This window comes from Cedecea selenatireducens, from assembly GCF_042138895.1.
Taxonomy (GTDB): domain Bacteria; phylum Pseudomonadota; class Gammaproteobacteria; order Enterobacterales; family Enterobacteriaceae; genus Cedecea; species Cedecea selenatireducens.
Genome location: NZ_JBHIKW010000002.1, coordinates 66,530 through 89,635, shown reverse-complemented (window position 1 = coordinate 89,635; position 23,106 = coordinate 66,530). Strand labels below are relative to the sequence as shown.

Here is a 23,106-nt window from a genome sequence, read left to right as displayed (position 1 = left end):
CGCCATGACAATAACTCCTCAACATTTGATCGCGCTGCTACCGCTGTTGATCGTCGGATTGACGGTGGTGGTTGTGATGCTCTCCATTGCGTGGCGACGCGACCATTTTCTGAATGCTACGCTGTCGGTTATCGGCCTTAACGCCGCGCTGATTTCACTGTGGTTTGTCGGTCAGGCAGGGGCGATGGACGTCACCCCGCTGATGCGCGTTGACGGCTACGCCATGCTCTACACCGGGCTGGTGCTGCTGGCGAGCCTGGCGACCTGTACCTTTGCTTACCCGTGGCTTCAAGGCTACACCGACAACCGCGAAGAGTTCTACCTGCTGGTACTGATTGCTGCCCTCGGCGGCATCCTGCTGGCTAACGCGAACCACCTCGCGGCGCTGTTCCTCGGCATTGAGCTGATCTCTCTGCCGCTGTTCGGCCTGGTCGGCTATGCCTTCCGCCAGAAGCGTTCTTTGGAAGCAAGCATCAAGTACACCATTCTGTCAGCGGCGGCATCGTCCTTCCTGCTGTTCGGTATGGCGCTGGTTTACGCCGAGTCCGGTAGCCTGTCGTTTGTTAGCCTCGGTAAGAGCCTGGCGGACAACATGCTGCACGAACCTCTGCTGCTGGCGGGTCTGGGCCTGATGATTGTCGGTCTTGGCTTCAAGCTGTCTCTGGTGCCGTTCCACCTGTGGACCCCAGACGTTTACCAGGGCGCTCCTGCCCCGGTCTCCACCTTCCTGGCGACAGCCAGCAAAATCGCCATTTTTGGCGTGGTGATGCGTCTGTTCCTCTACGCGCCGGTGGGCAACAGCGAAGCGGTTCGTGTGGTACTGGGTATTATCGCCTTCGCTTCCATCCTCTTCGGTAACCTGATGGCGCTGAACCAGTCCAACATCAAGCGCCTGCTGGGCTACTCTTCCATCGCACACCTCGGTTACCTGCTGGTGGCGCTGATTGCGCTGCAAACCGGCAATATGTCGATGGAAGCGGTAGGGGTTTATCTGGCCGCTTACCTGTTCAGCAGCCTGGGGGCGTTCGGCGTGGTTAGCCTGATGTCCAGCCCGTACCGTGGCCCGGATGCCGACTCACTGTTCTCCTATCGTGGTCTGTTCTGGCACAAGCCGGTGCTTTCTGCGGTAATGACCGTGATGATGCTTTCCCTGGCGGGTATTCCAATGACCCTGGGCTTCATCGGTAAGTTCTACATCATCGCAGTCGGCGTTCAGGCCCACCTGTGGTGGCTGACCGGTGCAGTGGTACTGGGCAGCGCCATCGGCCTTTACTACTATCTGCGCGTGACCGTGAGCCTGTACCTGAGCGCACCTCAGCAGCTTAACCGTGATACCCCATCTAACTGGGCGTTGACCGCGGGCGGCGTGGTGGTGCTGATTTCTGCCCTGCTGGTGCTGCTGCTGGGTGTTTATCCGCAGCCGCTTATTAGCCTGGTGCAGTTAGCGCAGCCGCTGATGTAATCGGGTTTACAAAACCGTTCAAAAACCGCCACTTGCTGGCGGTTTTTTTATGGGCTCAGCCTTTGGCCAGCTCGAGGATAAAATCCAGAAAACAACGGGTTCGTGCGGCGGGGTTGATACGTGAAGGGTAATAAGCATAAAGCGGGAAGCGCTCGTCCGGCCAGTCGGGAAATAAATCTACCAGTTGTCCCTTTTTCACCAACTCGTCGGAGCCGAACGTCATCATCTGGGCGATCGCATGGCCGCTGAGGCAGGCTTCATGCAGAGTCCGGGCGTCGTTTAGCGTCAGGCGCCCGTTCACCGGTACTTTAATTACCTCTCCCTTGCGGTGAAACTCCCACTCAAACGGCCTGCCGGTTTCCGGATCGCGGAAATGAATGCAGGTGTGCGACAGCAATGCCTGCGGCGTCTCGGGGCGGCCATAGCGCTCCAGGTAAGCAGGAGCGGCAACCGTCATGATGCGTGTTTCCAGCAGCTTACGCGCTATCAGCGTGCTGTTGCGCGGTACGCCAAAGCGGATCGCGAGATCGAAACCGTCGCCAATCATATCTCCCAGCCGATCTCTGGTCACCAGATCGAGTTCGAGATCCGGGTAGCGGGACATAAACGTTTCCAGTTGAGGCCCCAAAATCAGGCTGGAAAAGAACGGATCGATATTCACCCTGAGCCTGCCGGTAATAGCCTTCGTTGAGAGCGATGCGGTACTGGTCACGTCCTCCAGCGCGGCCAGCAGCGGCAGGACCTGGCGGTAAAACTCTTTGCCTTCTGTCGTCAATGACACCGCGCGTGTGGTGCGGTCAAAAAGTCGGATGCCGAGGCGCTTCTCAAGCCTGGCAATCGCCCGGCTGACCCCCGGCGGCGACATATTGATCACTTCGGCAGCGGCGGCAAAAGTGCCGCTTTCTACCACGGCGGTAAACACGGACAGGCCGTCAAATGCCCGATCGTTGAAAATCATATTAGTGCTCCGCAGTCATCAGTGAATTGTCTATGGTGCCATCGTTACAACATAGCCGGATCCGCATAATGCCGTCCACACCCTGTGGTGGGATTTGAAACTGGAGAAACAGTATGTTCGCAATTACGGGTATTACCGGACAGGTTGGTGGTTCACTGGGCAAAGCTTTGCTTGCTCAGGGGCATGAAATTCGTGCTGTGGTTCGCACAGAAGCTAAAGGGCAGCCCTGGGCGCAGCAGGGTGCTGACATTGCGCTGGCAGAAATGCACGAGGGTGAAGCGCTGGCAAAAGCGTTTTCCGGGGTCGAGGCGGTCTTTATCCTGCTGCCGCCGGTGTTCGATCCGTCGGGGGATTTTGCCGAGCCGCGCGCCAATATTAATGCAATAAAGCAGGCTCTGCAGGCGGCATGTCCGCAACACGTGGTCTGCCTTTCAACCATCGGAGCGCAGGCCACTCAGCCAAACCTGCTGAACGCATTAGGATTGATGGAAAAAGAGCTCACGGATGTTTGTGATTCCGTCGTGTTCCTTCGCGCGGGCTGGTTTATGGAGAACTTTCTCTGGGATGTGGAAAGCGCCAAAGATACCGGGATTATCTACAGCCACCTGCAGCCGCTGGAGCGGGCTATCCCGATGATTGCGACAACGGATATCGCCGCGCTTGCTGCTGAACTGTTGACTCAGCCAGAACCAGGAACCCGCATTGTGGAGCTGGAAGGGCCGCAGCGTTACAGCCCACAGCTGGCAGCCGAAGCGTTCTCTCAGGTTCTGGGGCGTTCGGTGACGGTGAAAGCGGTGCCTCGTGAAAACTGGGCGGCGGATTTCCTGGCCCAGGGCATGAGAAACCCGCTCCCGCGCATGCAAATGCTGGACGGCTTCAACGAAGGCTGGATCGATTTCGCCGGGGAAACGGTGAAAGCTGCCACACCTCTGGAAACTGTGCTAAAACAGTTGCTTGAGCGTCATCAATAACCCATCAGGTGGCGCCTGAATCAAAAGGAGTTTTTCAATGCTTAACTGGCAGGATTTACACCATTCTGAGCTGAGCGCCACCGATCTTTATGCCCTTCTGGCCCTGCGCTGTGAAGTCTTTATTGTTGAGCAGCGCTGCGCTTATCTTGATGTTGATGGTGAGGATCTGGTGGGAGAGAACCGCCATATTCTCGGCTGGCGGGATGGCAAGTTAATTGCCTATGCCCGCATTCTTAAAAGCGACAACGAACTGGAGCCGGTGGTGATTGGCCGCGTCATTGTGGATGCATCCGTCCGCGGTGAAAAGCTTGGCCAGCACCTCATGACCCAGGCGCTTGCTGCCTGCCAGCGTCAGTGGCCTGACAGGGCTATTTATCTGGGTGCTCAGGCGCATTTGCAGGCGTTTTATGCCCAGTTTGGTTTCCATCCGGTCACCGAAGTGTATGACGAAGATGGCATCCCGCACGTTGGCATGGCTAATCGATAGCCAGGCGAAACCCGTTCAGGTTGTCTATAGTTAGCGGACGAGAAATTTTTTTAACACGGAGAAAAGGTATGCAACCGTATGAATCTCGTCTCGATGATGACCTGGCGCTGTTAAGCGACACGCTTGAAGAGGTCCTTCGTTCCTCCGGCGATCCGGCTGACCAAAAATACATTGAGCTAAAGGCGAAAGCGGAACAGGCGCTGAACGACGTGAAAGAACGCATCAGCAACGCTTCGGACAACTACTATTACCGCGCCAAAAAGGCGGTTTACCGTGCTGATGATTACGTGCACGAAAAACCCTGGCAGGGCATTGGCATCGGCGCTGCGGTAGGGCTGGTGATTGGGCTTTTACTCCGCCGATAAAGTTGATTTCGCCTGCAAACGGCAAATAAAGAATCTTACCCCCTGGGTAGGATTTTTTTTTGCTGTAACGACCACGTATAATCAGGGGTTTTTACGGAGCGTGAGGTAAACGTGAATTCAGTAGCCGTAGCACTGCAGCAAATGCAGCAGGAATTAGCAGGAGAATTTGCGGATGCGCCGGGCCTTCAGCGCCTGTGCGTGCCGGTCACGCTGAGTGACGCCTCCGATCCTCTCGCCTGGCTAACTGCCCAATCGCTCTATCCTCAATTTTACTGGCAGCAGCGCAGCGGTAACGAAGAGGTTGCCGCGCTGGGCGCGTTGCTGAGTTTTTCTGCCCTGGAAGAAGCTCAGACATTTTTACAGTCTCACCCGGAACAGCCTTTTCTGCGCGTCTGGGGGCTAAATGCTTTCGACCCGGCTCACGGTTTCCTGTTTCTCTCGCGTGTGGAATGGCGACGCGTAGGCGGGGAGGCATATCTTTGGCTGCATCTCTACAGCGAAACCTCTCTGAAGCAGGACGCTTTAGCCGCCGCGGCGTTTATTGAACAGCTTCTGCCGGCGAAACTCCTCCCGCAGCTAAACCTCAAATGCCTGGGGGAAACCCATCTCCCGGAACAGCCTGAATGGCACCGCCTGGTAGACCAGGTTGTGAGCGCTATTAGCCAGGATGAACTGGATAAAGTCGTGCTGGCTCGGGCTACCGACCTGGCGTTTTCTTCTCCGGTTTCTGCCGCAGGGTTTATGGCCGCAAGCCGCAGGGTGAACCTGAACTGCTACCATTTTCTGATGGCGTTCGATGCGAAAAACGCGTTTCTGGGCTCCAGCCCGGAGCGCCTGTGGCGAAGAATCGACGATGCGCTGCGTACCGAGGCGCTGGCGGGCACGGTGGCTAACCACGCCGACGACGCTCAGGCCGCGAAGCTAGGCCATTGGCTGCTAAAAGATGACAAAAACCAGCGTGAAAATATGCTGGTGGTAGAAGACATCTGCCAGCGGCTACGGGATGCGGTTGGCGCGCTGGACGTGCTGCCCCCGCAGGTAATGCGGCTGCGCAAGGTTCAGCATCTTCGCCGCTGCGTCTGGACGCAGCTCAAGCGTCAGGACGATGCGCTTTGCCTCCATCAGCTACAGCCAACCGCGGCGGTGGCAGGCCTGCCGCGCGAACTTGCCCGCGCATTTATTGCCGCGAACGAGCCTTTTGAGCGTGAATGGTATGCAGGCTCGGCAGGCTACCTGTCCCGCCATCAAACGGAGTTCTGCGTAGCGCTGCGCTCGGCGAAAGTAAGCCACACCGGCGTTCGTCTTTATGCCGGGGCAGGCATCGTCGCCGGCTCTGTGGCCGCAGAAGAATGGCTGGAAATTGAAAACAAAGCGGCTGGATTGAAGACGCTGCTGGTTGGCGGCGGCAACTGAATAATCTATTCACGACGCAAATCAATTTAACTCTTTCCATAGTATTTATAATCAATAGTCGAAATTGACTGCGGACAATATTATGTCGATAAGCTCATTTAACCGCCGCTGGGCGGGTGTCATACTCGAAGCGTTGACCCGACATGGGGTACGGCACGTGTGTATCGCGCCCGGCTCCCGCTCCACGCCGCTGACCCTCAGCGCGGCGGATAACCGCAGTTTCATTTGCCACACCCATTTTGATGAACGCGGCCTTGGCCATCTGGCGCTCGGGCTGGCAAAAGCCAGCGGCGAGCCGGTGGCGATCATCGTCACTTCCGGCACCGCCGTCGCCAACCTTTATCCCGCCGTGATAGAAGCCGGACTGACCGGCGAAAAACTGATTTTACTGACGGCCGACCGCCCGCCGGAGCTTATCGACTGCGGCGCAAACCAGGCGATTCGCCAGCCGGGGCTGTTCAGCTCCCATCCTTCCGCTGCGCTTAACCTGCCTCGCCCGACTCCCGATATTCCCGCCAGCTGGCTGGTGTCTGCGGTCGACAGCGCCGTCGGCCAGCTCAGCGGTGGCGCACTGCACATCAACTGCCCGTTTGCCGAACCGCTTTACGGCGCGCCTGATGATACCGGCCTTGACTGGCAAAACCGGCTGGAAAGCTGGTGGGAAGGCAACGCTCCCTGGCTGCGTGAAGCCCACGAAAATGTCGTGCTAAAGCAAAGAGACTGGTTCTTCTGGCGGCAAAAACGGGGCGTAGTGGTTGCCGGGCGGCTTTCAGCCAGCGAAGGCGAACAGGTTGCGGCCTGGGCACAAATGCTCGGCTGGCCGCTTATCGGTGATGTGCTTTCGCAAACCGGCCAGCCGCTGCCGTGTGCGGATCTGTGGCTAAGCAATAGCCAGGCCGTTGCCTGCCTGGAGCAGGCGCAAATAGTCATTCAGTTTGGCGGCAGCCTGACCGGGAAACGCGTGCTTCAGTGGCAGGCAGCCTGTCGGCCGGAAGAGTACTGGCTGGTCGATGAGCAGCCAGGACGCCTTGACCCTGCCAGCCATCGTGGCCGCCGTCTGGTTGCCAACGTTGAAGCGTGGCTGGAAAAACATGCGGCTGAAAAACGGCTTCCCTGGGCCGAAGAGCTAACGTCTCTTGCCTGGCAAACGCTGGAAAAAGTTGAGCAAGGCACGGGTGAATTTGGCGAGGCACAGGTTGCCCAGCGCCTGCCGCAGCTGCTGCCGGAAGGCGGCCAGCTGTTTGTGGGCAACAGTTTAATTGTTCGCTTGGTTGACGCCTTCGCGCAGCTCCCGGTGGGCTACCCGGTTTACAGCAACCGGGGCGCGAGCGGTATTGACGGCCTGCTTTCTACTGCGGCAGGCGTTCAGCGTGCTACGGCGCGCTCCACGCTCGCAATAGTCGGCGATATTTCTGCCCTTTATGACCTTAACGCGCTGGCATTGTTGCGCCACGCATCGGCGCCGTTTGTGCTGCTGGTGGTCAACAACAACGGCGGCCAGATCTTCTCGCTTCTGCCAACGCCTGCCGAAGAGCGCGAACGTTTTTATTGTATGCCGCAAAACGTGAATTTCTCCCATGCCGCCGCCATGTTTGGGCTGGGTTATCAGAACCCAGAAAACTGGCAGGCGCTGGAAGAGGCCGTTCGCCGGGCCTGGCTGCGCCCTGGTGCAACGGTGATTGAAATCACCGTGCCGGAAACCGCCGGGGCCCAAACGCTCCAGCACCTGCTGGCCCAGGTTAGCCAGGCATGATCCTTCATGCCGTGTCGCATTTGGGCCACCGTTCAACTCTGCCGTGGATCGTCTGGCTGCACGGTTTTCTTGGCAGTCATCAGGAATGGCAGGAGTTTGAGCCGCATTTTCCCGACTGGTCACAGCTCAGGATAGATCTGCCCGGCCACGGCGGTTCGGCCGACGTCCGCGTCCAGAACTTTGCCGGGGTCGATAGCGCGTTACGAAATACCCTCAAACATCACGGCATCGACAGCTATTGGCTCGTCGGCTATTCACTTGGCGGGCGAATCGCCATGTATCACGCCAGTCGGCCAGAGTCGAAGGGCCTGCGTGGGCTGGTTGTTGAAGGTGGCCATCCCGGTTTAAACGGCGAAGCAGAACGCGAGGCGAGGGCGCTGAGCGATGCCCATTGGGCACAGCGGTTGATGCATGAAAACTTTCAGGCCGTGCTTAACGACTGGTACCAGCAGCCGGTCTTCCGTTCGTTAAGCCGCGAGCAGCGCGCTGAATTAGTTGCCCTGCGTGTGCAAAACAATCCGCAGGCGTTGGCCCGAATGCTTGGGGCGACTTCGCTTGCCTCCCAGCCTGATTTACGTGAGCCGCTGAGCCGGCTAGCCGTTCCTTTTCATTATTTATGCGGCGAGCGAGACGAAAAGTTTCGCGCCGTTGCCGCAGAGCTTCGCTGCTCTCTGGCACTGATTTCTGGCGCCGGGCATAACGCACATCGGGAAGCTCCCGCTGCGTTTAGTTCCGCGCTCCTGACCCTCTTTCGTCACTATGACCTGTAAGGATCTCTCATGATTTATCCTGATGAACAAATGCTTTACGCCCCGGTTGAATGGCTGGATTGCTCTGAAGGCTATACCGATATTCGCTACCATAAATCCAGCGACGGTATCGCCAAAATCACCATTAACCGCCCGGAAGTGCGTAATGCATTTCGTCCGCTGACCGTCAAAGAGATGATCAACGCCCTGGCCGACGCTCGCTATGACGACAATATCGGCACCATTATTCTGACCGGCGAAGGTGAAAAAGCCTTCTGTGCGGGCGGCGACCAGAAAGTGCGCGGCGACTACGGCGGCTATCAGGACACAAGCGGCGTTCATCACCTGAACGTGCTCGACTTCCAGCGTCAAATCCGCACCTGCCCTAAACCTGTTGTGGCGATGGTGGCCGGCTTTTCCATCGGAGGCGGCCATGTGCTGCACATGATGTGTGACCTGACTATCGCTGCTGAAAACGCCGTCTTTGGCCAGACTGGCCCGAAAGTAGGCTCTTTCGACGGCGGCTGGGGGGCTTCCTACATGGCACGTATCGTTGGTCAGAAAAAGGCTCGCGAAATTTGGTTCCTGTGCCGCCAGTACGATGCAAAAGAAGCGCTCGATATGGGGCTGGTGAATACCGTTGTGCCGATTGCTGACCTGGAAAAAGAAACCGTGCGCTGGTGCCGCGAAATGCTGCAAAACAGCCCGATGGCGCTGCGCTGCCTGAAAGCGGCGCTGAATGCCGACTGTGACGGCCAGGCCGGGCTGCAGGAGCTGGCGGGGAACGCCACCATGCTGTTCTATATGACCGAGGAAGGTCAGGAAGGCCGCAACGCGTTTAACCAGAAACGTCAGCCGGACTTCAGCAAATTTAAACGGAATCCGTAATGCGCCGCGCGGCGCTGTGGCGCTTTCAAATCCCTATGGAGGCAGGCGTTGTGCTACGTGACCAGCGCCTCAAATTCAGAGAGGGCCTGCTGGTGCGGCTGACGCCGGGCGAGAGCACCGGATGGGGGGAAATATCTCCTCTACCTGGCTTTAGCGGTGAAAACCTCGCGGAAGCTCAGGCGCAGGCTGAGCGCTGGCTTGAACAATGGGTAGCCGATGAGTCGACTCCGCTGCCCGAGCTGCCGTCCGTCGCGTTCGGCCTGAGCTGCGCGCTGGCTGAAGCTAGCGGCACGCTGCCGCAGCCTGCGGACTACCGCGCGGCTCCGCTGTGTACAGGCGATCCTGACGAGTTGATTCTTGCGCTGGCGGCGATGCCTGGCGAAAAAGTGGCCAAGGTCAAAGTCGGCCTGTACGAAGCCGTGCGGGACGGCATGGTGGTTAATCTGCTGCTTGAGGCCGTGCCTGAACTGCATTTGCGTCTTGATGCCAACCGCAGCTGGACGCCGCTTAAGGCACAGCAGTTCGCTAAATACGTTAATCCTGATTACCGTTCGCGCATCGATTTTATCGAAGAACCGTGCAAAACCCGCGAGCAGTCTCGCGAGTTCAGTCGGGAAACGGGGATTGCAATTGCCTGGGACGAGAGCCTGCGAGAGAGTGATTTCGTTTTCGCCGCAGAGCCGGGCGTTTCGGCAGTGATTATCAAACCAACGCTAACCGGAAGCCTGGATAAAGTGCGTGAGCAGATCACCTCCGCGCACAAATTAGGGTTAAAAGCGGTGATCAGCTCCTCCATTGAGTCGAGCCTGGGGCTGACCCAGTTGGCTCGAATCGCCGCCTGGCTGACGCCGGGAACCCTGCCGGGGCTGGATACTTTGTCGCTGATGCAGACACAGCTTGAGCGCAGCTGGCCGGGAAGCCCGCTGCCCTGCATAAGCGCCAGTCAGCTTGAGCGTATTCGATGAGCTTTACCGACTGGCCGTGGCGTCACTGGGCAAACGTCCGGGGCGCAAACGTCGCGCTCCGCCTCGATGATGAACGCTTAACCTGGCCAACCCTGTGTCAGCGCGTGGACGCGCTGGCGGGGGGCTTCCACCTGCAGGGTGTAAAAGAAGGCGATGGCGTTGCGCTGAAAGCGAAAAACGGCCCGCAAACGCTGCTTGCCTGGCTGGCGCTATTGCAGTGCGGCGCACGCGTTTTGCCGCTTAACCCACAGCTGCCTGATAGCCTGCTGGCGCAGCTCCTGCCGTCGATGACGCTGGGCTACGGCATCACCTTAACCGACGTTTGTCCGCTGCCTGGCTTAACGCCGCTGCGGCTGGTGGATGCCGCGCCCTGGTGCGAAAGCTGGCTGCCGTCACGCCTGGCCTCAATGACGCTCACTTCCGGTTCAACCGGGTTACCCAAGGCCGCTGTGCATACGTTATCCGCTCACCTCGCCAGCGCGGCGGGTGTGCTGTCGATGATGGATTACGGCGCCGAAGATAGCTGGCTCTTGTCGTTACCGCTGTTCCACGTTTCCGGCCAGGGGATACTCTGGCGCTGGCTACATGCCGGTGGCCAGCTGAAGGTTTCTTCTGCGCAGTCGATAAGCGAAGCCTTGCGGGAGTGCAGCCATGCCTCGCTGGTGCCGACTCAGCTGTGGCGGCTGCTGGAACAACAGCAGCCGTTGGCACTGCGTGAAGTGCTGCTTGGCGGGGCTGCCATCCCCGTTGAACTGACGCGGCAGGCGGAAGCGCGCGGCGTGCGCTGCTGGTGTGGCTATGGCTTAACCGAGCTGGCTTCGACGGTCTGTGCGAAACGCGCCGACGGGCAGCCTGACGTTGGCGAACCTCTGCCGGGGCGGGAGGTGAAAATCGTCGATGAAGAAGTGTGGATCCGTGCGGATAGCCTGGCCAGCGGCTACTGGTGGGACGGGCAGCTTGTTCCGCTGGAGAATGAATACGGCTGGTTTGCTACCCGTGACCGGGGCGTTTTGCAGGCGGGACGCCTGACGATAATCGGACGCCTTGACAACCAGTTCTTCAGCGGCGGGGAAGGTATTCAGCCGGAAGAGGTGGAGCGGGTCATTGCGACACATCCTGCGGTACAGCAGGTGTTTGTGGTGCCCGTGGATGACGCTGAGTTTGGACAGCGGCCGGTTGCCGTTGTCGAGACTAATGCGGGATGTGATTTTAACGAGATTGCCGCCTGGCTTGACGGCAAGTTGCCCCGTTTTCAGCGGCCAGTGCGTTGGTTAACGCTGCCGCAGGCGCTAAAACAGGGCGGGATTAAAATCTCCCGCCGCAGGCTGATAGAGTGGGCTGCAGGGGCATAACCCCTGCAATATTTTACCTGTCGTTCTTAAGCGCTTTGAGTGCGTTAGCCACTCCCGCGCCGTATTCAGGATGAACCTGGCTGAACAGGCAAATCTGTCGCGCCTGAATACTTTCCGGCACGTTTTTCATCTCTCCGGCGATACGCGCAAACATGCGCTGATGCTCCTCATCGCTCAGCAGGTTGTACAGCGCCCGTGGCTGACTGAAATAGTCGGTATCTTCGCGATGGTTCCAGTGGTCGGCCGCGCCTTCAAGGCTTAGCGGCGGCTCGCTGAAATCTGGCTGCTCCTGGAAAACGTTGAAGCTGTTTGGCTCGTAGGTTGCGCCGTTGCCGCTGTTGCCGTCCACGCGCATTGCGCCGTCGCGGTGATAGTTATGGAACGGGCATTTTGGCGCATTCACCGGGATCTGATGATGGTTCACGCCAAGGCGATAGCGGTGCGCATCTCCGTAGGAGAACAGGCGGCCCTGCAGCATTTTATCCGGGGAGAAGCCAATGCCGGGTACCACGTTTGCCGGAGACATTGCCGCCTGTTCGACATCCGAGAAGTAATTTTCAGGGTTGCGATTCAGTTCGATATACCCGACCTCCATCAGAGGGTAGTCACCGTGCGGCCAGACCTTGGTCAGATCAAACGGGTTGTACGGTGTTTTTGACGCTTCGGCTTCCGGCATAATCTGAATGAACAGCTTCCAGCGTGGGAAGTCACCGGCCTCAATGGATTCGTACAGATCGCGCTGCGAGCTTTCGCGGTCTTCAGCGATGATTTTTCCCGCTTCTTCGTCCATCAGGTTCTCAATGCCCTGTTGGGTTTTAAAGTGGAATTTCACCCAGAAACGCTCGTTGTCTTTATTGATAAAACTAAAGGTATGACTGCCAAAGCCGTGGATATGGCGATAGGAACTCGGCAGGCCGCGATCGCTGAAATCAATGGTCAGTTGGTGAAGCGATTCCGGCAGATGCGAGAAGAAATCCCATTTATAGGTCGGGTTACGCAGGTTGGTGCGCGGGTCGCGTTTTACGACGTGGTTCAGGTCCGGGAACTTGAGCGGATCGCGGAGGTAGAATACCGGCGTGTTGTTACCCACCAGGTCCCAGTTGCCTTCCTCTGTATAGAATTTCATGGAAAAACCGCGGATATCGCGCTCGGCGTCGGCGGCGCCACGTTCACCGGCAACGGTGGAGAAACGCATAAACATTTCTGTTTTTTTGCCGACTTCCGAAAAGAGTTTTGCTCGGGTGTAGCGGGTGATGTCGTGAGTAACGGTAAAATGGCCGAAAGCGCCAGAACCTTTGGCGTGCATACGGCGCTCGGGAATAACCTCCCGGTCGAAATGCGCTAACTTTTCAAGAAACCAGACGTCCTGAAGCAGCATAGGGCCACGCGGGCCTGCGGTAGCGACGTTGTTGTTATCGGCAACGGGTGCGCCTGCGGCGGTGGTTAATCCTTTCTTGCTCATCAATGCCTCCCTAAGACCTGGGTCAAGTGGTTACAGAAAATGTTAAATATAGACCATATTTATAATGTGACTACATTCATTGCCGGAACACTGTTGCACTTTCCGCCGTCGTGGTTCATTGATCTTGTCCCCGGAAATGGTGTCTTTTCATTTCCTTACACTCAAGGAAATATTGGCATTTTCTAACGCGTTAATAAGATAATGCGCCACGCCATCCAATGGCGTTTTCAAGGGCAGCCCTTTTTCTTTTTCAGGAACCAAGGAATGAATAAATTACTTTTAGCCGGCGGCGCGGGTTTGCTGCTGGTTTCTGCAGGTGCCAGCGCGATTGGCGTGAGTGCTGAAGTCGGCAAGGAATACACTAATCTCGGCGTGGGTTTTGGCACCGAAAGCAGCGGCATTGCGGTAACCGGTAACTACGCGCACAACGACGACAACGGCGATGCCGTGGGTCTTGGCCTCGGCTTTAATATTCCTCTGGGGCCGATGATGGCAACCGTGGGGGGGCGTGGCGTTTACCTGCATCCAAAAGATCGCAAAGAAGGTTATGCGGTTGCGGCCGGCGGCGGCCTGAAATGGCCAATTACGCCTGATATTGCGGTGTTTGGCGATTACTACTACTCGCCAGATTCGCTGTCCAGCGGCGTGAAGGACTATAAAGAAGCAAGCGCAGGCGCAAGCTGGAACTTTATGCGTCCGTTCTCGGCTCAGGTGGGCTACCGTTACATCAGCCTTGGCGGCAAAGACGGTGACCGGACCGATACCGTTGCCGACGGCCCGTATGTGGGCGTCAGCGCCAGCTTCTGATCCCCCAACGCGGCTTTGAGCCGCGTTTTTTGTGCCTGTCGTTCCCTGGCGTCTGCGCTATAGTGGGGCGTTCCCTTGCTGCGGAGTAGAAGATGTTAAAAGTAGAAATGCTGTCGACCGGTGACGAAGTGCTGTACGGGCAAATTACCGATACCAATGCAGCCTGGCTTGCCGATTATTTCTTTCACCAGGGTTTACCGATGTCGCGCCGTAATACGGTGGGCGACAGCCTTCCTGACCTGATTGCCATACTGCAAGAGCGCAGCCACCAGGCCGACGTACTGATTGTTAACGGCGGTCTGGGGCCCACAAGCGATGATTTAAGCGCGCTGGCGGCGGCTACCGCTGCGGGCGTTGAGCTGGTTGAGCATGCCGAATGGCTAGCCTGGATGGAGCAGTTTTTCGCCGATCGTGGGCGAGTGATGGCCCCGAGCAACCGCAAGCAGGCACAAATTCCGGCCAACAGCGAAATGATCGACAACCCCGTGGGCACTGCCTGCGGTTTTGCAATGACCTTAAACCGCTGCCTGATGTTCTTCACGCCCGGCGTGCCGTCAGAATTTAAGGCGATGGTAGATAAAGAAATTATGCCCCGGCTGCGCACGCGTTTTACGCTCCCTGAACCTCCAATATGCCTGCGTTTAACCACCTTTGGGCGCTCCGAAAGCGAGCTGGCGCAATGTCTTGATCCGCTGACGTTGCCGGAGAATGTGGTGATGGGGTATCGCTCGTCTATGCCGATTATCGAGCTTAAGCTCACCGGCCCGGCCAGCCAGCGTGAGGCGATGGAAGCGGTATGGCCAGAGGTGCGCCGTGTCGCCGGCGACAGCCTGATTTTTGAAGGAACCGAAGGGCTTCCGGCGCAAATAGCCCGCCGCCTCGCCGAGCGTTCACTGACTATCGCCGTGAGCGAACAGTTTACCGGCGGCCTGCTGGCGCTGCAGCTGATACGGGCACAGGCTGCGCTGAAAGCTAGCCGTGTTTTACCGCAGGAGGCTGGCACGCTGGCGGAAGCGCTGAAGGCCAGCGCAGATCTGCGCCAGAGCCAGCAAAGCGGCGTGGCTCTGGTTATTGCCGGTGAGGAAGAGAGGCAGATCAATTTTGCGCTCTCCACGCCGGACGGCACCTTTGGCCTTGGCGTGAAGTTTGGTACCAGCCGCCATGCGCTGGCCATTCGTCAGGAAGTGTGCGCCATGATGGCGCTTAACGTGCTGCGTCGCTGGCTCAACGGCCAGCCGCTGGAAACCGAGCACGGCTGGATTAAGGTTGTGGAATCAGCCAGCCTCTAAGCATCAGGCGAGCGCCCGTGCCAGCAGCGTAATCGGGTGCTCGCAGCGTTTGCTGGTGGACATCTCTATCTGCCATTTACAGGTTTCACAGTCGGTGACTACCAGGTCAACGCCGCTCTCTTCTATCTGCTGGAACAGCGGCGCGCCGATACGCTGGGAGGTCGGATAGTTTTCTTTTTTAAACCCATAGGTGCCGGCGATGCCGCAGCATTGGGAGTCCAGCATCACCAGCTCCACGCCGGGAATTCGGCGCAGCAGCTCAACGGAGTAGAGCGTCCAGCCCATTTTTTCCATATGACACGGCGTATGGTAAGCGATGCGAAGCGGCGTATTTTTTAGCGCCAATGTTCTGCCATCCTCTTCCAGAAGTTTCCAGATATAGCGCGTTGCCAGCTCAATGTGATCGCGGATCGGCGTGGTATCCACGCCGAGAATGTGCGGGTATTCATCGCGCAGGGTGAAGGTGCAGGTCGAAGAAGTCGCCACGACCGGTAGCCCGCGCTGAATAACCGCTTCTTCAAGCGAACTGGCATTTACCGCCGCCTGTTTTTTTGCCTTTTCAATAAAGCCGTTGGCGATGAGCGGTACGCCGCAGCACTTCTCTCTTTTCAGTAACTGAACGCCGATGCCCAGGGCGTTAAGCACTTTAACCATATCTTTGCCGAGCTGGGGATGGTTGTAGTTCACGAAGCAGCCGTGGAAGAAAGCGACCTGCTGCGGGAAGGTGGCCTGGCGCGCCGCCTGGCGTCGATACCACTGGCGGAAGGTGCCGAAGGAGTATTTGGGCAGTTCGCGGTGGGAATCAATGTTGAGCGCTTTATCCAGCAGCTTACGTACGGGCTTCATGCCTGTGGTGGCATTGACCAGCGGGGCAAAAGGCGTGGAGAGCGTGCCCATTAAATCGGTATGGCTGAGAATCGCGTCGCGCAGGGAAGGTTTATGCTCACCGTATCTGGCACGCGCCCGCTGGATGATGTCGCCAATTTTGACCTCGGACGGGCAGGAGACTTCGCAGCGTTTGCAGTTGGTGCAGTACTTCAGCGCGTCGTCATACAGCGAGGGATCTTTTAGTCTCAGCCTTTCGCCGTCGGGCCCGGCCTGTTTTGGCCCCGGATATTCCGGGCGTACGCGGCTAACCGGGCAGGCTGTGGTGCAGACCGTGCATTTAATACAGCTTTCAAAGCTGGTTTCATCAAGCAGGTTCATGGCAAGCCTCCGCGGCAGCAAGGATTTGTTCGGCAACACAGAGCGCCGTGAGCATAGAAACACCGGCCCCGCATCCTTGCTGGATGGGGTTAAAACCGCCCAGCACAGAGCCAATGGCATAAAGATTTCGCGTGTGTTCACCGTCATGGCTCGGCTGAAGCCGGGTATTCACTTTTAGCCCAAACTGCAGCCAGGGCTGAGGCGTAAAGAAATCGGTCTCACTCCAGGAGGCGCGATCCCCCGGCACCTCCACGTCCAGCCCGAAGATAGGCTCAAAAACTCGCTGCCTGTCAGCTTCCAGCCCGCCGCTGAAAAAGCTTCCGCTGGCCAGAATGACATGACGGGTACGTAGCGGAACTTCACGGTGATTTTTGGTGAACAGGGCGTTGATGCAGCCTCGTTCTAACTGAGCGCCGATGACGGTGTCTCCCGGCATGATAAGCCCGCCGAGGGATTGAAAGCGGCGGCGAAGCGCATCGTGGAGCCTCATTCCAGGTACAGAGGGCGGCAGGGTTGGGAGCAGTTTTACCGGCACGTTTAGCGCCTGCTGCAGGGCTGAAACCGTACTCTCGTCCAGACCGAGACAGGCGGGCAGGATCATCGCTTCACCGCTGCCCAATAGCAGCCTGAGTTCATCCACCAATGCCCGGTGATTTTCCGGCAGATCCAGCACCCGGGCGATGTTTACGGCGCGAAACTCGCTTGGGTTATTACGTAATACGTCAAGCACGGGTAAGGTGAGTTCGGCGACGTGTGCGGCACAGCCCGAGGACGAAAGCGAACCGGCCACCAGCTCTGCCTGAAAGTCCAGAAAGCCTGCGATATTGATCACCGTGACTTTTTGCCAGGGCAGTGGAGCCTGAGGCACCTCCGGCGGGCTTAGCCAGCTCGCCCTCTGCTTACCCAGCGGGGTGATTCTCAGGTGGTTTTGGCGATAATGGCCCGTCATGGGGATGCCAGCCCTTGCCAGCAGTTGTTCGCTTTCTGCGGCAAAAGCCAACACACTTTCTTTACCCATCAGGCTGTAGGGATGTTGGGGTGCCTGTTCAGCCAGGCTTTCCAGCGCGGCCTCAGGCTCCTGAACCGGGCTGCCGTCCGGCAGCGCCGAGAGCAAATCCAGCGAGCCGGAAGAGAAGTGCAGGGCGCTTTGGCCGCGGCTGACGATAGCGCAGCGTTGCCCGTTTTCCGCCAGCTTTATGCCTGCGGTCAGTCCGGCCAGGCCGCTGCCGATGATGATAGTGTCGAATTTCATCCCTGTTCTCCGTTATCCAGGCCGCACAATCCCTGGTAAACCCAGGTGGTAAATTCGCTTTCGCGCAACGCATTTCCCCAGGCTATCGGGCGGACGCCTTTCCAGCGTTCGTTGAGGAAGTGGGAAAGCTGTTCCAGGGATTGTGCCGGTGTGGTGAGCTGGAAGCGCTGCAGCAGGCCCGCGGCACGGCAGGCGCAAAGTTCGCCCTGGCAGGTGCCCATGCCCACACGCGTTCTGCGGCGTAAATCACCCAGGCTTTTTACGCCGAGGGCGTCGATGGCATAGCGAACCTCACCGGAGGTGACGGCTTCGCATTCGCAAACCAGGCTGTTGCTAAGCCGGCTGTTATTCAGCAGGCGGGTAGCGCGGTCGCCGTGCCGCCAGACGGCCGACCCGCGAATCGTAGGCGGTAAGGAGATAACTTTGCCCAGCGTTTGTTCTGCCGTTTGTTCGGAGCCCGGCAGCGGCGTCGAAGCTGTGGAGCAGGGGATATTGTTCCCAAGCCGCTCGCAAACCAGGTCCGTTGCCCATTCCGCCATCAGGCGGTAGGTCATGAGTTTGCCGCCGGTAATGGTGATAAAGCCGTCCATGCCGTCGCGTTTTGCGTGATCCAACAGCACAATCCCACGGCTGACGCTGCGCCCCGTCGGATCGTTGTCGCTGGCGACCAGAGGCCTGACGCCAGCGTAGGCCCGAAGAATGCGGGTTCGGCCCAGTACCGGAGCCAGTTTTTCACCTTCGCGGATCAGGATATCTACCTCATCCGGCGTGACGGACATATTGTCAATCTGGTCGTAGTCAATGTGCGTGGAGGTGGTGCCAATAAGCGAGATGGTGTCGCCGGGGACAAGGATATCGGCGTCTGCCGGTTTACGGCAGCGGTTGATGACCATGTTATTGATTCTGTGGCCGAGGATCAGCAGCGCGCCTTTAGCCGGGAACATTTTTACGTTGAGATCGGCGTATTCCGCGATGCGTTGCCCCCAGATACCCGCAGCATTAACCACCATAGGCGCGCGAAATTCTCCTGCTTGCTTGGTGAGATGATTGAATACGCGCACGCCGCAAACCCGGGAGCCTTCGCGAATCAGGCCGGTGATTTCGCAGCCTGTCAGAACTTCAGCCCCGTGTTCCTTCGCATCGAGCATATTGGCTGCGGTCAGGCGGAAAGGATCGACCGTCCCGTCCGGCACGCGAACGGCACCGATTAACGTTGGGTTTGCGGACGGCTCCAGCCGCAGCGCTTCTTTGGGATCAAGCGCTTGTGCATCGATACCGGCCTGGCGACAGGCGGTGATAAATCCGCTTTGAAACGCGAGATCGTCTTCCGGAAGGGTGATAAACAGGCCGTTCGTAGGTTCGATGCAGTGGCGGGCGATGCGCCGCAGAATGCGGTTTTCTTCGATACACTCTTTTGCGGATTCACCGTCGGTGACCGCATAGCGAGCGCCGCTGTGGAGCAGGCCATGATTGCGGCCCGTCGCGCCTGTAGCGATGTCATGCCGCTCGAGCAGCAGCACTTTCAGCCCGCGTCGGGCGCAGTCGCGCGCGATCCCGGCGCCGGTTGCTCCTCCGCCGATAATAATCACGTCCGTTTCTCTGCTCACATGGCGCTCCTTTTATCCCTTCTTTATTTACCGTTATTCAGCCATAAATAAAGTACGAAATGTTTGATTGCGAGCAAATTCGAGCAATAAACGAAAGTTATTCATGATGAAATGCACCTTTTCGCCTTTTTGTAATAAAAATGTAACATTGTGTGCGATGTTTCACAGTAAATACGCGCATAGATAACTAACATGCGCTCGCAAAAGAACATTTGGCGGGAGCCGCTTGCTCCCGCTGAACACCAACGCCACGGAGGCTCGTATGTTAAGTATCTTCAAACCCGCCGCGCATAAGACGCGTTTGTCAGAGGAGCAGATAGATCCGACCTATCGCCGCCTGCGCTGGCAAATTTTCATGGGTATCTTCTTCGGTTATGCGGCTTACTATCTGGTAAGGAAAAACTTCACCCTTGCGATGCCGTATCTGGTGGAGCAGGGCTTCTCCCGCGGCGATCTCGGTTTTGCACTTTCCGGGATTTCGATTGCCTACGGATTTTCGAAATTCATCATGGGATCGGTCTCTGACCGTTCGAATCCGCGCGTTTTCCTGCCTGCCGGGTTGATTCTCGCCGCCGCCGTCATGCTATTTATGGGCTTTGTGCCGTGGGCAACGTCCAGCATCGCCGTGATGTTTGTGCTGCTGTTCGCCTGTGGCTGGTTCCAGGGCATGGGGTGGCCGCCGTGTGGGCGCACCATGGTGCACTGGTGGTCGCAGAAGGAGCGTGGGAGCATTGTTTCCGTCTGGAACTGCGCCCATAACGTGGGCGGTGGTCTTCCTCCACTGCTGTTCCTGTTGGGGATGGCGTGGTTTAACGACTGGCATGCGGCGTTGTATATGCCTGCTTTTGCGGCGATCGTTGTGGCGATTATTGCTTTCGGTTTGATGCGTGATACGCCGCAATCCTGTGGCCTGCCGCCGATTGAAGAGTACAAAAACGACTACCCGGACGATTACAGTGAGAAAGCGGAAGAAGAGCTGACGGCGAAGCAGATCTTCATGAAGTATGTCTTCCCGAACCGCCTGCTGTGGTACATCGCCATTGCCAACGTGTTTGTCTATCTGCTGCGCTACGGCATTCTGGACTGGTCGCCAACTTACCTGAAAGAAGTGAAGCACTTCGCGCTGGATAAATCCTCGTGGGCCTACTTCCTTTATGAGTACGCGGGTATTCCCGGCACGCTGCTTTGCGGCTGGATGTCGGACAAGGTATTTAAAGGTAACCGTGGCGCAACCGGCGTGTTCTTCATGGTGCTGGTGACAATTGCCACCGTGGTTTACTGGCTCAACCCGCCGGGCAATCCGGGCGTGGACATGGCCTGTATGATCGTTATCGGCTTCCTGATTTATGGCCCTGTGATGCTGATTGGCCTGCATGCGCTGGAGCTTGCCCCGAAGAAAGCCGCAGGCACGGCGGCGGGCTTTACCGGGCTGTTTGGTTACCTGGGCGGCTCGGTCGCGGCCAGCGCCATTGTTGGCTATACCGTGGACTTCTTCGGCTGGGACGGCGGCTTTATCGTGATGATTGGCGGCAGCGTTTTGGCCGTGCTGCTGCTGATTGTGGTGATGATTGGCGAGCGTAAGCATCGCGATGAAAAATTGTTGAAGAACGGCTAAGGGGAGCAGAATGAAACTGATGGCAAAATCCTTACTGGCGGGCGTGGTGCTGGTGGCGACCAGCAGCGTATTCGCCCAGACCACGGACAAAATAGTGATTGCCCACCGGGGTGCCAGCGGCTATCTGCCTGAGCATACGTTGCCGGCAAAAGCGATGGCCTACGCTCAGGGCGCGGACTACCTTGAGCAAGATCTGGTGATGACCAAAGACGACAGGCTGGTGGTGCTTCATGACCACTATCTGGACAGGGTGACCGACGTCGCGAAGCGCTTCCCGGACCGTGCGCGTAAAGATGGCCGCTACTATGCCATCGACTTTACGCTGGCGGAAATCAAGTCCCTCAAGTTCACCGAAGGTTTTGATATCGTTGACGGCAAGCAGGTGCAGACCTATCCGGGGCGCTTCCCGATGGGCAAATCCGACTTCCGGGTGCACACCTTTGAAGAAGAAATCGAGTTTGTTCAGGGGCTGAACCATTCCACTGGCAAGAACATCGGCATTTATCCTGAGATAAAAGCGCCGTGGTTCCACCATCAGGCAGGGAAGGATATCGCGGCGAAAACCCTTGAGGTGCTCAAGCGATACGGCTACACCGGCAAGCAGGATAAGGTTTATCTCCAGTGCTTTGACGCCGCAGAGCTTAAGCGCATTAAAAACGAGCTTGAGCCGAAAATGGGCATGAACCTTAATCTGGTGCAGCTTATCGCCTATACCGACTGGAATGAGACTCAGGAAAAACAGCCGGACGGCAAGTGGGTGAACTACAGCTACGACTGGATGTTTAAGCCTGGCGCGATGAAGCAGATTGCTCAGTATGCCGACGGTATCGGCCCGGACTACCACATGCTGGTGGAGAAGGCGTCAACCAAAGGCAAAGTGAAGCTCACCGATATGGTGACCGAAGCGCACGCCAGCAAACTGACGGTGCATCCTTATACGGTGAGGGCGGACGCGCTGCCGGACTACGTCAGCGACGTGAATCAGCTGTATGACGTGCTGTACAACAAAGCCGGCGTGGACGGGCTGTTTACCGACTTCCCGGACAAAGCTGTGCGGTTTCTTAATAAGCCGTAATCGTTAATGAAAAAGGCCGCATTCGCGGCCTTTTTAACAACTACATCTCGATTTCTATATCGCCCCGGGCCTTGCAGCAGCAGGGGAGAATTTCACCGGGCTGGATGAACGCCAGGGGCTCGGTCAGCCACTGCACTTCACCCGCCAGCAGCCGGGTGCGGCATGAGCCGCAATAGCCTTCCCGGCACTGATACTCTACGCAGACTTTGTGTGACTCCAGCGCCGCCAGTAGCGAAGGGTGTTCCTCTTCGCTCATCAGCTGCGCGCCGGTAATGCTGAGCGTGATACGGCTCATTGCTTACAGCTGGAAGTTGCTCAGATCGTCGGTATCGACTTCCGAGTCAATCTGGCCCACCAGATAGGAGCTGACTTCAACTTCCTGCGGGGCAACCTGCACGTTATCGGACACCAGCCACGCGTTGATCCACGGAATCGGGTTAGAACGGGTCTGGAACGGCAGGTCGAGGCCCACGGCCTGCATGCGGATGTTGGTGATGTACTCCACATACTGGCAGAGGATGTCTTTGTTCATCCCAATCATCGAGCCGTCGCGGAACAGGTATTCGGCCCACTCTTTTTCCTGCTGGGCGGCCAGCACGAACAGGTCGTAGCATTCCTGACGACATTCAACGGCGATTTCCGCCATTTCGGGATCGTCTTCTCCGCTGCGCAGCAGGTTCAGCATATGCTGAGTGCCGGTCAGGTGCAGGGCTTCATCGCGGGCGATCAGCTTGATGATTTTGGCGTTACCCTCCATCAGTTCGCGCTCGGCGAAGGCGAAGGAGCAGGCGAAGCTTACGTAGAAGCGAATCGCTTCCAGGGCGTTAACGCTCATCAGGCAGAGGTACAGCTGTCGTTTCAGCGCGCGCAGGTTCACGGTAACGGTTTTGCCGTTCACGTTGTGCGTGCCTTCGCCCAGCAGATGCCAGTAGCTGGTCATCTCAATCAGGTCGTCGTAGTAGCCAGAGATGTCTTTGGCGCGCTTGAGGATTTCCTGGTTGGTCACGATATCGTCGAAGACAATCGCCGGATCGTTCACGATGTTGCGGATGATGTGGGTGTAGGAGCGAGAGTGAATGGTCTCGCTAAACGCCCAGGTTTCGACCCAGGTTTCCAGTTCAGGAATAGAAATCAGCGGCAGCAGCGCAACGTTCGGGCTGCGGCCCTGGATGGAGTCCAGCAGCGTCTGGTACTTCAGGTTGCTGATGAAGATGTGTTTCTCATGCTCCGGCAGCGCCTGGAAGTCGATACGGTCGCGGGAGACGTCCACTTCTTCCGGACGCCAGAAGAAGGAGAGCTGCTTTTCAATCAGCTTTTCGAAGATGTCGTATTTCTGCTGATCGTAGCGCGCCACGTTAACCGACTGGCCAAAGAACATAGGCTCGGCGAGCTGATCGTTTTTCGTCTGTGAAAAAGTAGTGTAAGCCATT

20 protein-coding genes and 1 pseudogene are annotated in these 23,106 nt (G+C 57.6%); 14 read left to right on the top strand and 7 right to left on the bottom strand.

The window, feature by feature from the left end; all coding sequences use genetic code 11:
* The first annotated feature begins 4 nt into the window (after positions 1–4).
* On the top strand, positions 5–1,462 hold the full coding sequence (gene nuoN / locus ACE38U_RS03240; RefSeq protein ID WP_038480890.1) for an NADH-quinone oxidoreductase subunit NuoN: 1,458 nt from the start codon (positions 5–7) through the stop codon (positions 1,460–1,462).
* A gap of 55 nt (positions 1,463–1,517) precedes the next feature.
* Here nuoN and ACE38U_RS03235 read toward each other — a convergent pair whose 3' ends face one another.
* The gene (locus ACE38U_RS03235; protein ID WP_038480892.1) at positions 1,518–2,420 is read right to left on the bottom strand and encodes a LysR family transcriptional regulator; all 903 of its coding nucleotides are present in this window, start codon (positions 2,418–2,420) and stop codon (positions 1,518–1,520) included.
* A 113-nt stretch (positions 2,421–2,533) separates the two neighbouring features.
* Between ACE38U_RS03235 and ACE38U_RS03230 the strand changes: the two genes are divergently transcribed.
* The 9 genes from ACE38U_RS03230 (at position 2,534) to menE (ending at position 11,363) form a co-directional block, all read left to right on the top strand.
* Complete coding sequence (locus tag ACE38U_RS03230; RefSeq protein ID WP_375529162.1) at positions 2,534–3,391, top strand: NmrA family NAD(P)-binding protein; 858 nt, start codon at positions 2,534–2,536, stop codon at positions 3,389–3,391.
* A gap of 37 nt (positions 3,392–3,428) precedes the next feature.
* Positions 3,429–3,878 (top strand): GNAT family N-acetyltransferase, encoded by a 450-nt coding sequence (locus ACE38U_RS03225; protein WP_038480898.1) that lies wholly within the window; start codon positions 3,429–3,431, stop codon positions 3,876–3,878.
* A 68-nt stretch (positions 3,879–3,946) separates the two neighbouring features.
* Complete coding sequence (gene elaB / locus ACE38U_RS03220) at positions 3,947–4,243, top strand: stress response protein ElaB (protein WP_038480901.1); 297 nt, start codon at positions 3,947–3,949, stop codon at positions 4,241–4,243.
* Between the two features lie 111 nt (positions 4,244–4,354).
* The gene (menF, locus tag ACE38U_RS03215; protein WP_375529161.1) at positions 4,355–5,656 is read left to right on the top strand and encodes an isochorismate synthase MenF; all 1,302 of its coding nucleotides are present in this window, start codon (positions 4,355–4,357) and stop codon (positions 5,654–5,656) included.
* A gap of 82 nt (positions 5,657–5,738) precedes the next feature.
* Positions 5,739–7,409 carry a 2-succinyl-5-enolpyruvyl-6-hydroxy-3-cyclohexene-1-carboxylic-acid synthase gene (menD, locus tag ACE38U_RS03210; RefSeq protein WP_375529160.1) on the top strand — a complete coding sequence of 557 codons (1,671 nt, stop codon included), beginning with the start codon at positions 5,739–5,741 and terminating at the stop codon, positions 7,407–7,409.
* Positions 7,406–8,179 (top strand): 2-succinyl-6-hydroxy-2,4-cyclohexadiene-1-carboxylate synthase, encoded by a 774-nt coding sequence (menH, locus tag ACE38U_RS03205; RefSeq protein WP_375529159.1) that lies wholly within the window; start codon positions 7,406–7,408, stop codon positions 8,177–8,179. Before menD ends, menH begins: the two co-directional genes overlap by 4 nt.
* A gap of 9 nt (positions 8,180–8,188) precedes the next feature.
* Complete coding sequence (menB, locus tag ACE38U_RS03200) at positions 8,189–9,046, top strand: 1,4-dihydroxy-2-naphthoyl-CoA synthase (RefSeq protein ID WP_038480914.1); 858 nt, start codon at positions 8,189–8,191, stop codon at positions 9,044–9,046.
* Positions 9,046–10,011 (top strand): o-succinylbenzoate synthase, encoded by a 966-nt coding sequence (gene menC, locus ACE38U_RS03195; RefSeq protein WP_375529158.1) that lies wholly within the window; start codon positions 9,046–9,048, stop codon positions 10,009–10,011. The genes menB and menC overlap by 1 nt, the downstream gene beginning before the upstream one ends.
* Entirely contained in the window at positions 10,008–11,363 is a 1,356-nt protein-coding gene (gene menE / locus ACE38U_RS03190) for an o-succinylbenzoate--CoA ligase (RefSeq protein ID WP_375529157.1), read from the top strand. Before menC ends, menE begins: the two co-directional genes overlap by 4 nt.
* A gap of 13 nt (positions 11,364–11,376) precedes the next feature.
* On the opposite strand, the gene katA is transcribed toward menE, so the two are convergent.
* Positions 11,377–12,825 (bottom strand): catalase KatA, encoded by a 1,449-nt coding sequence (gene katA, locus ACE38U_RS03185; RefSeq protein ID WP_375529156.1) that lies wholly within the window; start codon positions 12,823–12,825, stop codon positions 11,377–11,379.
* A gap of 264 nt (positions 12,826–13,089) precedes the next feature.
* Here katA and ACE38U_RS03180 point away from each other — a divergent pair, with 264 nt between their 5' ends.
* Positions 13,090–13,632, top strand: coding sequence for a YfaZ family outer membrane protein (locus ACE38U_RS03180; RefSeq protein ID WP_176981059.1), 543 nt, complete (start codon positions 13,090–13,092; stop codon positions 13,630–13,632).
* Between the two features lie 92 nt (positions 13,633–13,724).
* Positions 13,725–14,921, top strand: coding sequence for a nicotinamide mononucleotide deamidase-related protein YfaY (locus ACE38U_RS03175; protein WP_375529155.1), 1,197 nt, complete (start codon positions 13,725–13,727; stop codon positions 14,919–14,921).
* A 3-nt stretch (positions 14,922–14,924) separates the two neighbouring features.
* Here ACE38U_RS03175 and glpC read toward each other — a convergent pair whose 3' ends face one another.
* The 3 genes and pseudogenes from glpC to glpA form a co-directional block, all read right to left on the bottom strand.
* On the bottom strand, positions 14,925–16,127 hold the full coding sequence (gene glpC / locus ACE38U_RS03170) for an anaerobic glycerol-3-phosphate dehydrogenase subunit GlpC (RefSeq protein ID WP_375529154.1): 1,203 nt from the start codon (positions 16,125–16,127) through the stop codon (positions 14,925–14,927).
* The gene (gene glpB, locus ACE38U_RS03165; protein ID WP_375529153.1) at positions 16,114–17,379 is read right to left on the bottom strand and encodes a glycerol-3-phosphate dehydrogenase subunit GlpB; all 1,266 of its coding nucleotides are present in this window, start codon (positions 17,377–17,379) and stop codon (positions 16,114–16,116) included. The genes glpC and glpB overlap by 14 nt, the downstream gene beginning before the upstream one ends.
* Positions 17,372–18,986 (bottom strand): annotated as a pseudogene (gene glpA, locus ACE38U_RS03160) (anaerobic glycerol-3-phosphate dehydrogenase subunit A); the annotation flags it as partial. The pseudogene glpA and the gene glpB, both read right to left, overlap by 8 nt.
* Before the next feature lie 262 nt (positions 18,987–19,248).
* On the opposite strand from glpA, the gene glpT reads away from it, so the two are divergent.
* Both glpT and glpQ read left to right on the top strand, forming a co-directional pair.
* Positions 19,249–20,601: a glycerol-3-phosphate transporter gene (glpT, locus tag ACE38U_RS03155; RefSeq protein WP_038480941.1), complete on the top strand. Its 1,353-nt coding sequence runs from the start codon at positions 19,249–19,251 to the stop codon at positions 20,599–20,601.
* A gap of 10 nt (positions 20,602–20,611) precedes the next feature.
* Positions 20,612–21,676, top strand: a complete 1,065-nt coding sequence (gene glpQ / locus ACE38U_RS03150) for a glycerophosphodiester phosphodiesterase (protein WP_375529152.1) — start codon at positions 20,612–20,614, stop codon at positions 21,674–21,676.
* A gap of 40 nt (positions 21,677–21,716) precedes the next feature.
* On the opposite strand, the gene yfaE is transcribed toward glpQ, so the two are convergent.
* Positions 21,717–21,971, bottom strand: coding sequence for a class I ribonucleotide reductase maintenance protein YfaE (gene yfaE / locus ACE38U_RS03145; protein ID WP_038480947.1), 255 nt, complete (start codon positions 21,969–21,971; stop codon positions 21,717–21,719).
* 3 nt (positions 21,972–21,974) lie between these two features.
* Positions 21,975–23,105, bottom strand: coding sequence for a class Ia ribonucleoside-diphosphate reductase subunit beta (gene nrdB / locus ACE38U_RS03140; RefSeq protein WP_038480950.1), 1,131 nt, complete (start codon positions 23,103–23,105; stop codon positions 21,975–21,977).
* Position 23,106 lies beyond the last annotated feature (1 nt).

What these genes read in the sequence shown, in the direction of transcription:
- nuoN (WP_038480890.1), top strand. Translation starts at nt 5, where the DNA reads ATGACAATAACTCCTCAACATTTGATCGCGCTGCTACCGCTGTTGATC.
- ACE38U_RS03235 (WP_038480892.1), bottom strand. Translation starts at nt 2,420, where the DNA reads ATGATTTTCAACGATCGGGCATTTGACGGCCTGTCCGTGTTTACCGCC.
- ACE38U_RS03230 (WP_375529162.1), top strand. Translation starts at nt 2,534, where the DNA reads ATGTTCGCAATTACGGGTATTACCGGACAGGTTGGTGGTTCACTGGGC.
- ACE38U_RS03225 (WP_038480898.1), top strand. Translation starts at nt 3,429, where the DNA reads ATGCTTAACTGGCAGGATTTACACCATTCTGAGCTGAGCGCCACCGAT.
- elaB (WP_038480901.1), top strand. Translation starts at nt 3,947, where the DNA reads ATGCAACCGTATGAATCTCGTCTCGATGATGACCTGGCGCTGTTAAGC.
- menD (WP_375529160.1), top strand. Translation starts at nt 5,739, where the DNA reads ATGTCGATAAGCTCATTTAACCGCCGCTGGGCGGGTGTCATACTCGAA.
- menH (WP_375529159.1), top strand. Translation starts at nt 7,406, where the DNA reads ATGATCCTTCATGCCGTGTCGCATTTGGGCCACCGTTCAACTCTGCCG.
- menB (WP_038480914.1), top strand. Translation starts at nt 8,189, where the DNA reads ATGATTTATCCTGATGAACAAATGCTTTACGCCCCGGTTGAATGGCTG.
- menC (WP_375529158.1), top strand. Translation starts at nt 9,046, where the DNA reads ATGCGCCGCGCGGCGCTGTGGCGCTTTCAAATCCCTATGGAGGCAGGC.
- menE (WP_375529157.1), top strand. Translation starts at nt 10,008, where the DNA reads ATGAGCTTTACCGACTGGCCGTGGCGTCACTGGGCAAACGTCCGGGGC.
- katA (WP_375529156.1), bottom strand. Translation starts at nt 12,825, where the DNA reads ATGAGCAAGAAAGGATTAACCACCGCCGCAGGCGCACCCGTTGCCGAT.
- ACE38U_RS03180 (WP_176981059.1), top strand. Translation starts at nt 13,090, where the DNA reads ATGAATAAATTACTTTTAGCCGGCGGCGCGGGTTTGCTGCTGGTTTCT.
- ACE38U_RS03175 (WP_375529155.1), top strand. Translation starts at nt 13,725, where the DNA reads ATGTTAAAAGTAGAAATGCTGTCGACCGGTGACGAAGTGCTGTACGGG.
- glpC (WP_375529154.1), bottom strand. Translation starts at nt 16,127, where the DNA reads ATGAACCTGCTTGATGAAACCAGCTTTGAAAGCTGTATTAAATGCACG.
- glpB (WP_375529153.1), bottom strand. Translation starts at nt 17,379, where the DNA reads ATGAAATTCGACACTATCATCATCGGCAGCGGCCTGGCCGGACTGACC.
- glpT (WP_038480941.1), top strand. Translation starts at nt 19,249, where the DNA reads ATGTTAAGTATCTTCAAACCCGCCGCGCATAAGACGCGTTTGTCAGAG.
- glpQ (WP_375529152.1), top strand. Translation starts at nt 20,612, where the DNA reads ATGAAACTGATGGCAAAATCCTTACTGGCGGGCGTGGTGCTGGTGGCG.
- yfaE (WP_038480947.1), bottom strand. Translation starts at nt 21,971, where the DNA reads ATGAGCCGTATCACGCTCAGCATTACCGGCGCGCAGCTGATGAGCGAA.
- nrdB (WP_038480950.1), bottom strand. Translation starts at nt 23,105, where the DNA reads ATGGCTTACACTACTTTTTCACAGACGAAAAACGATCAGCTCGCCGAG.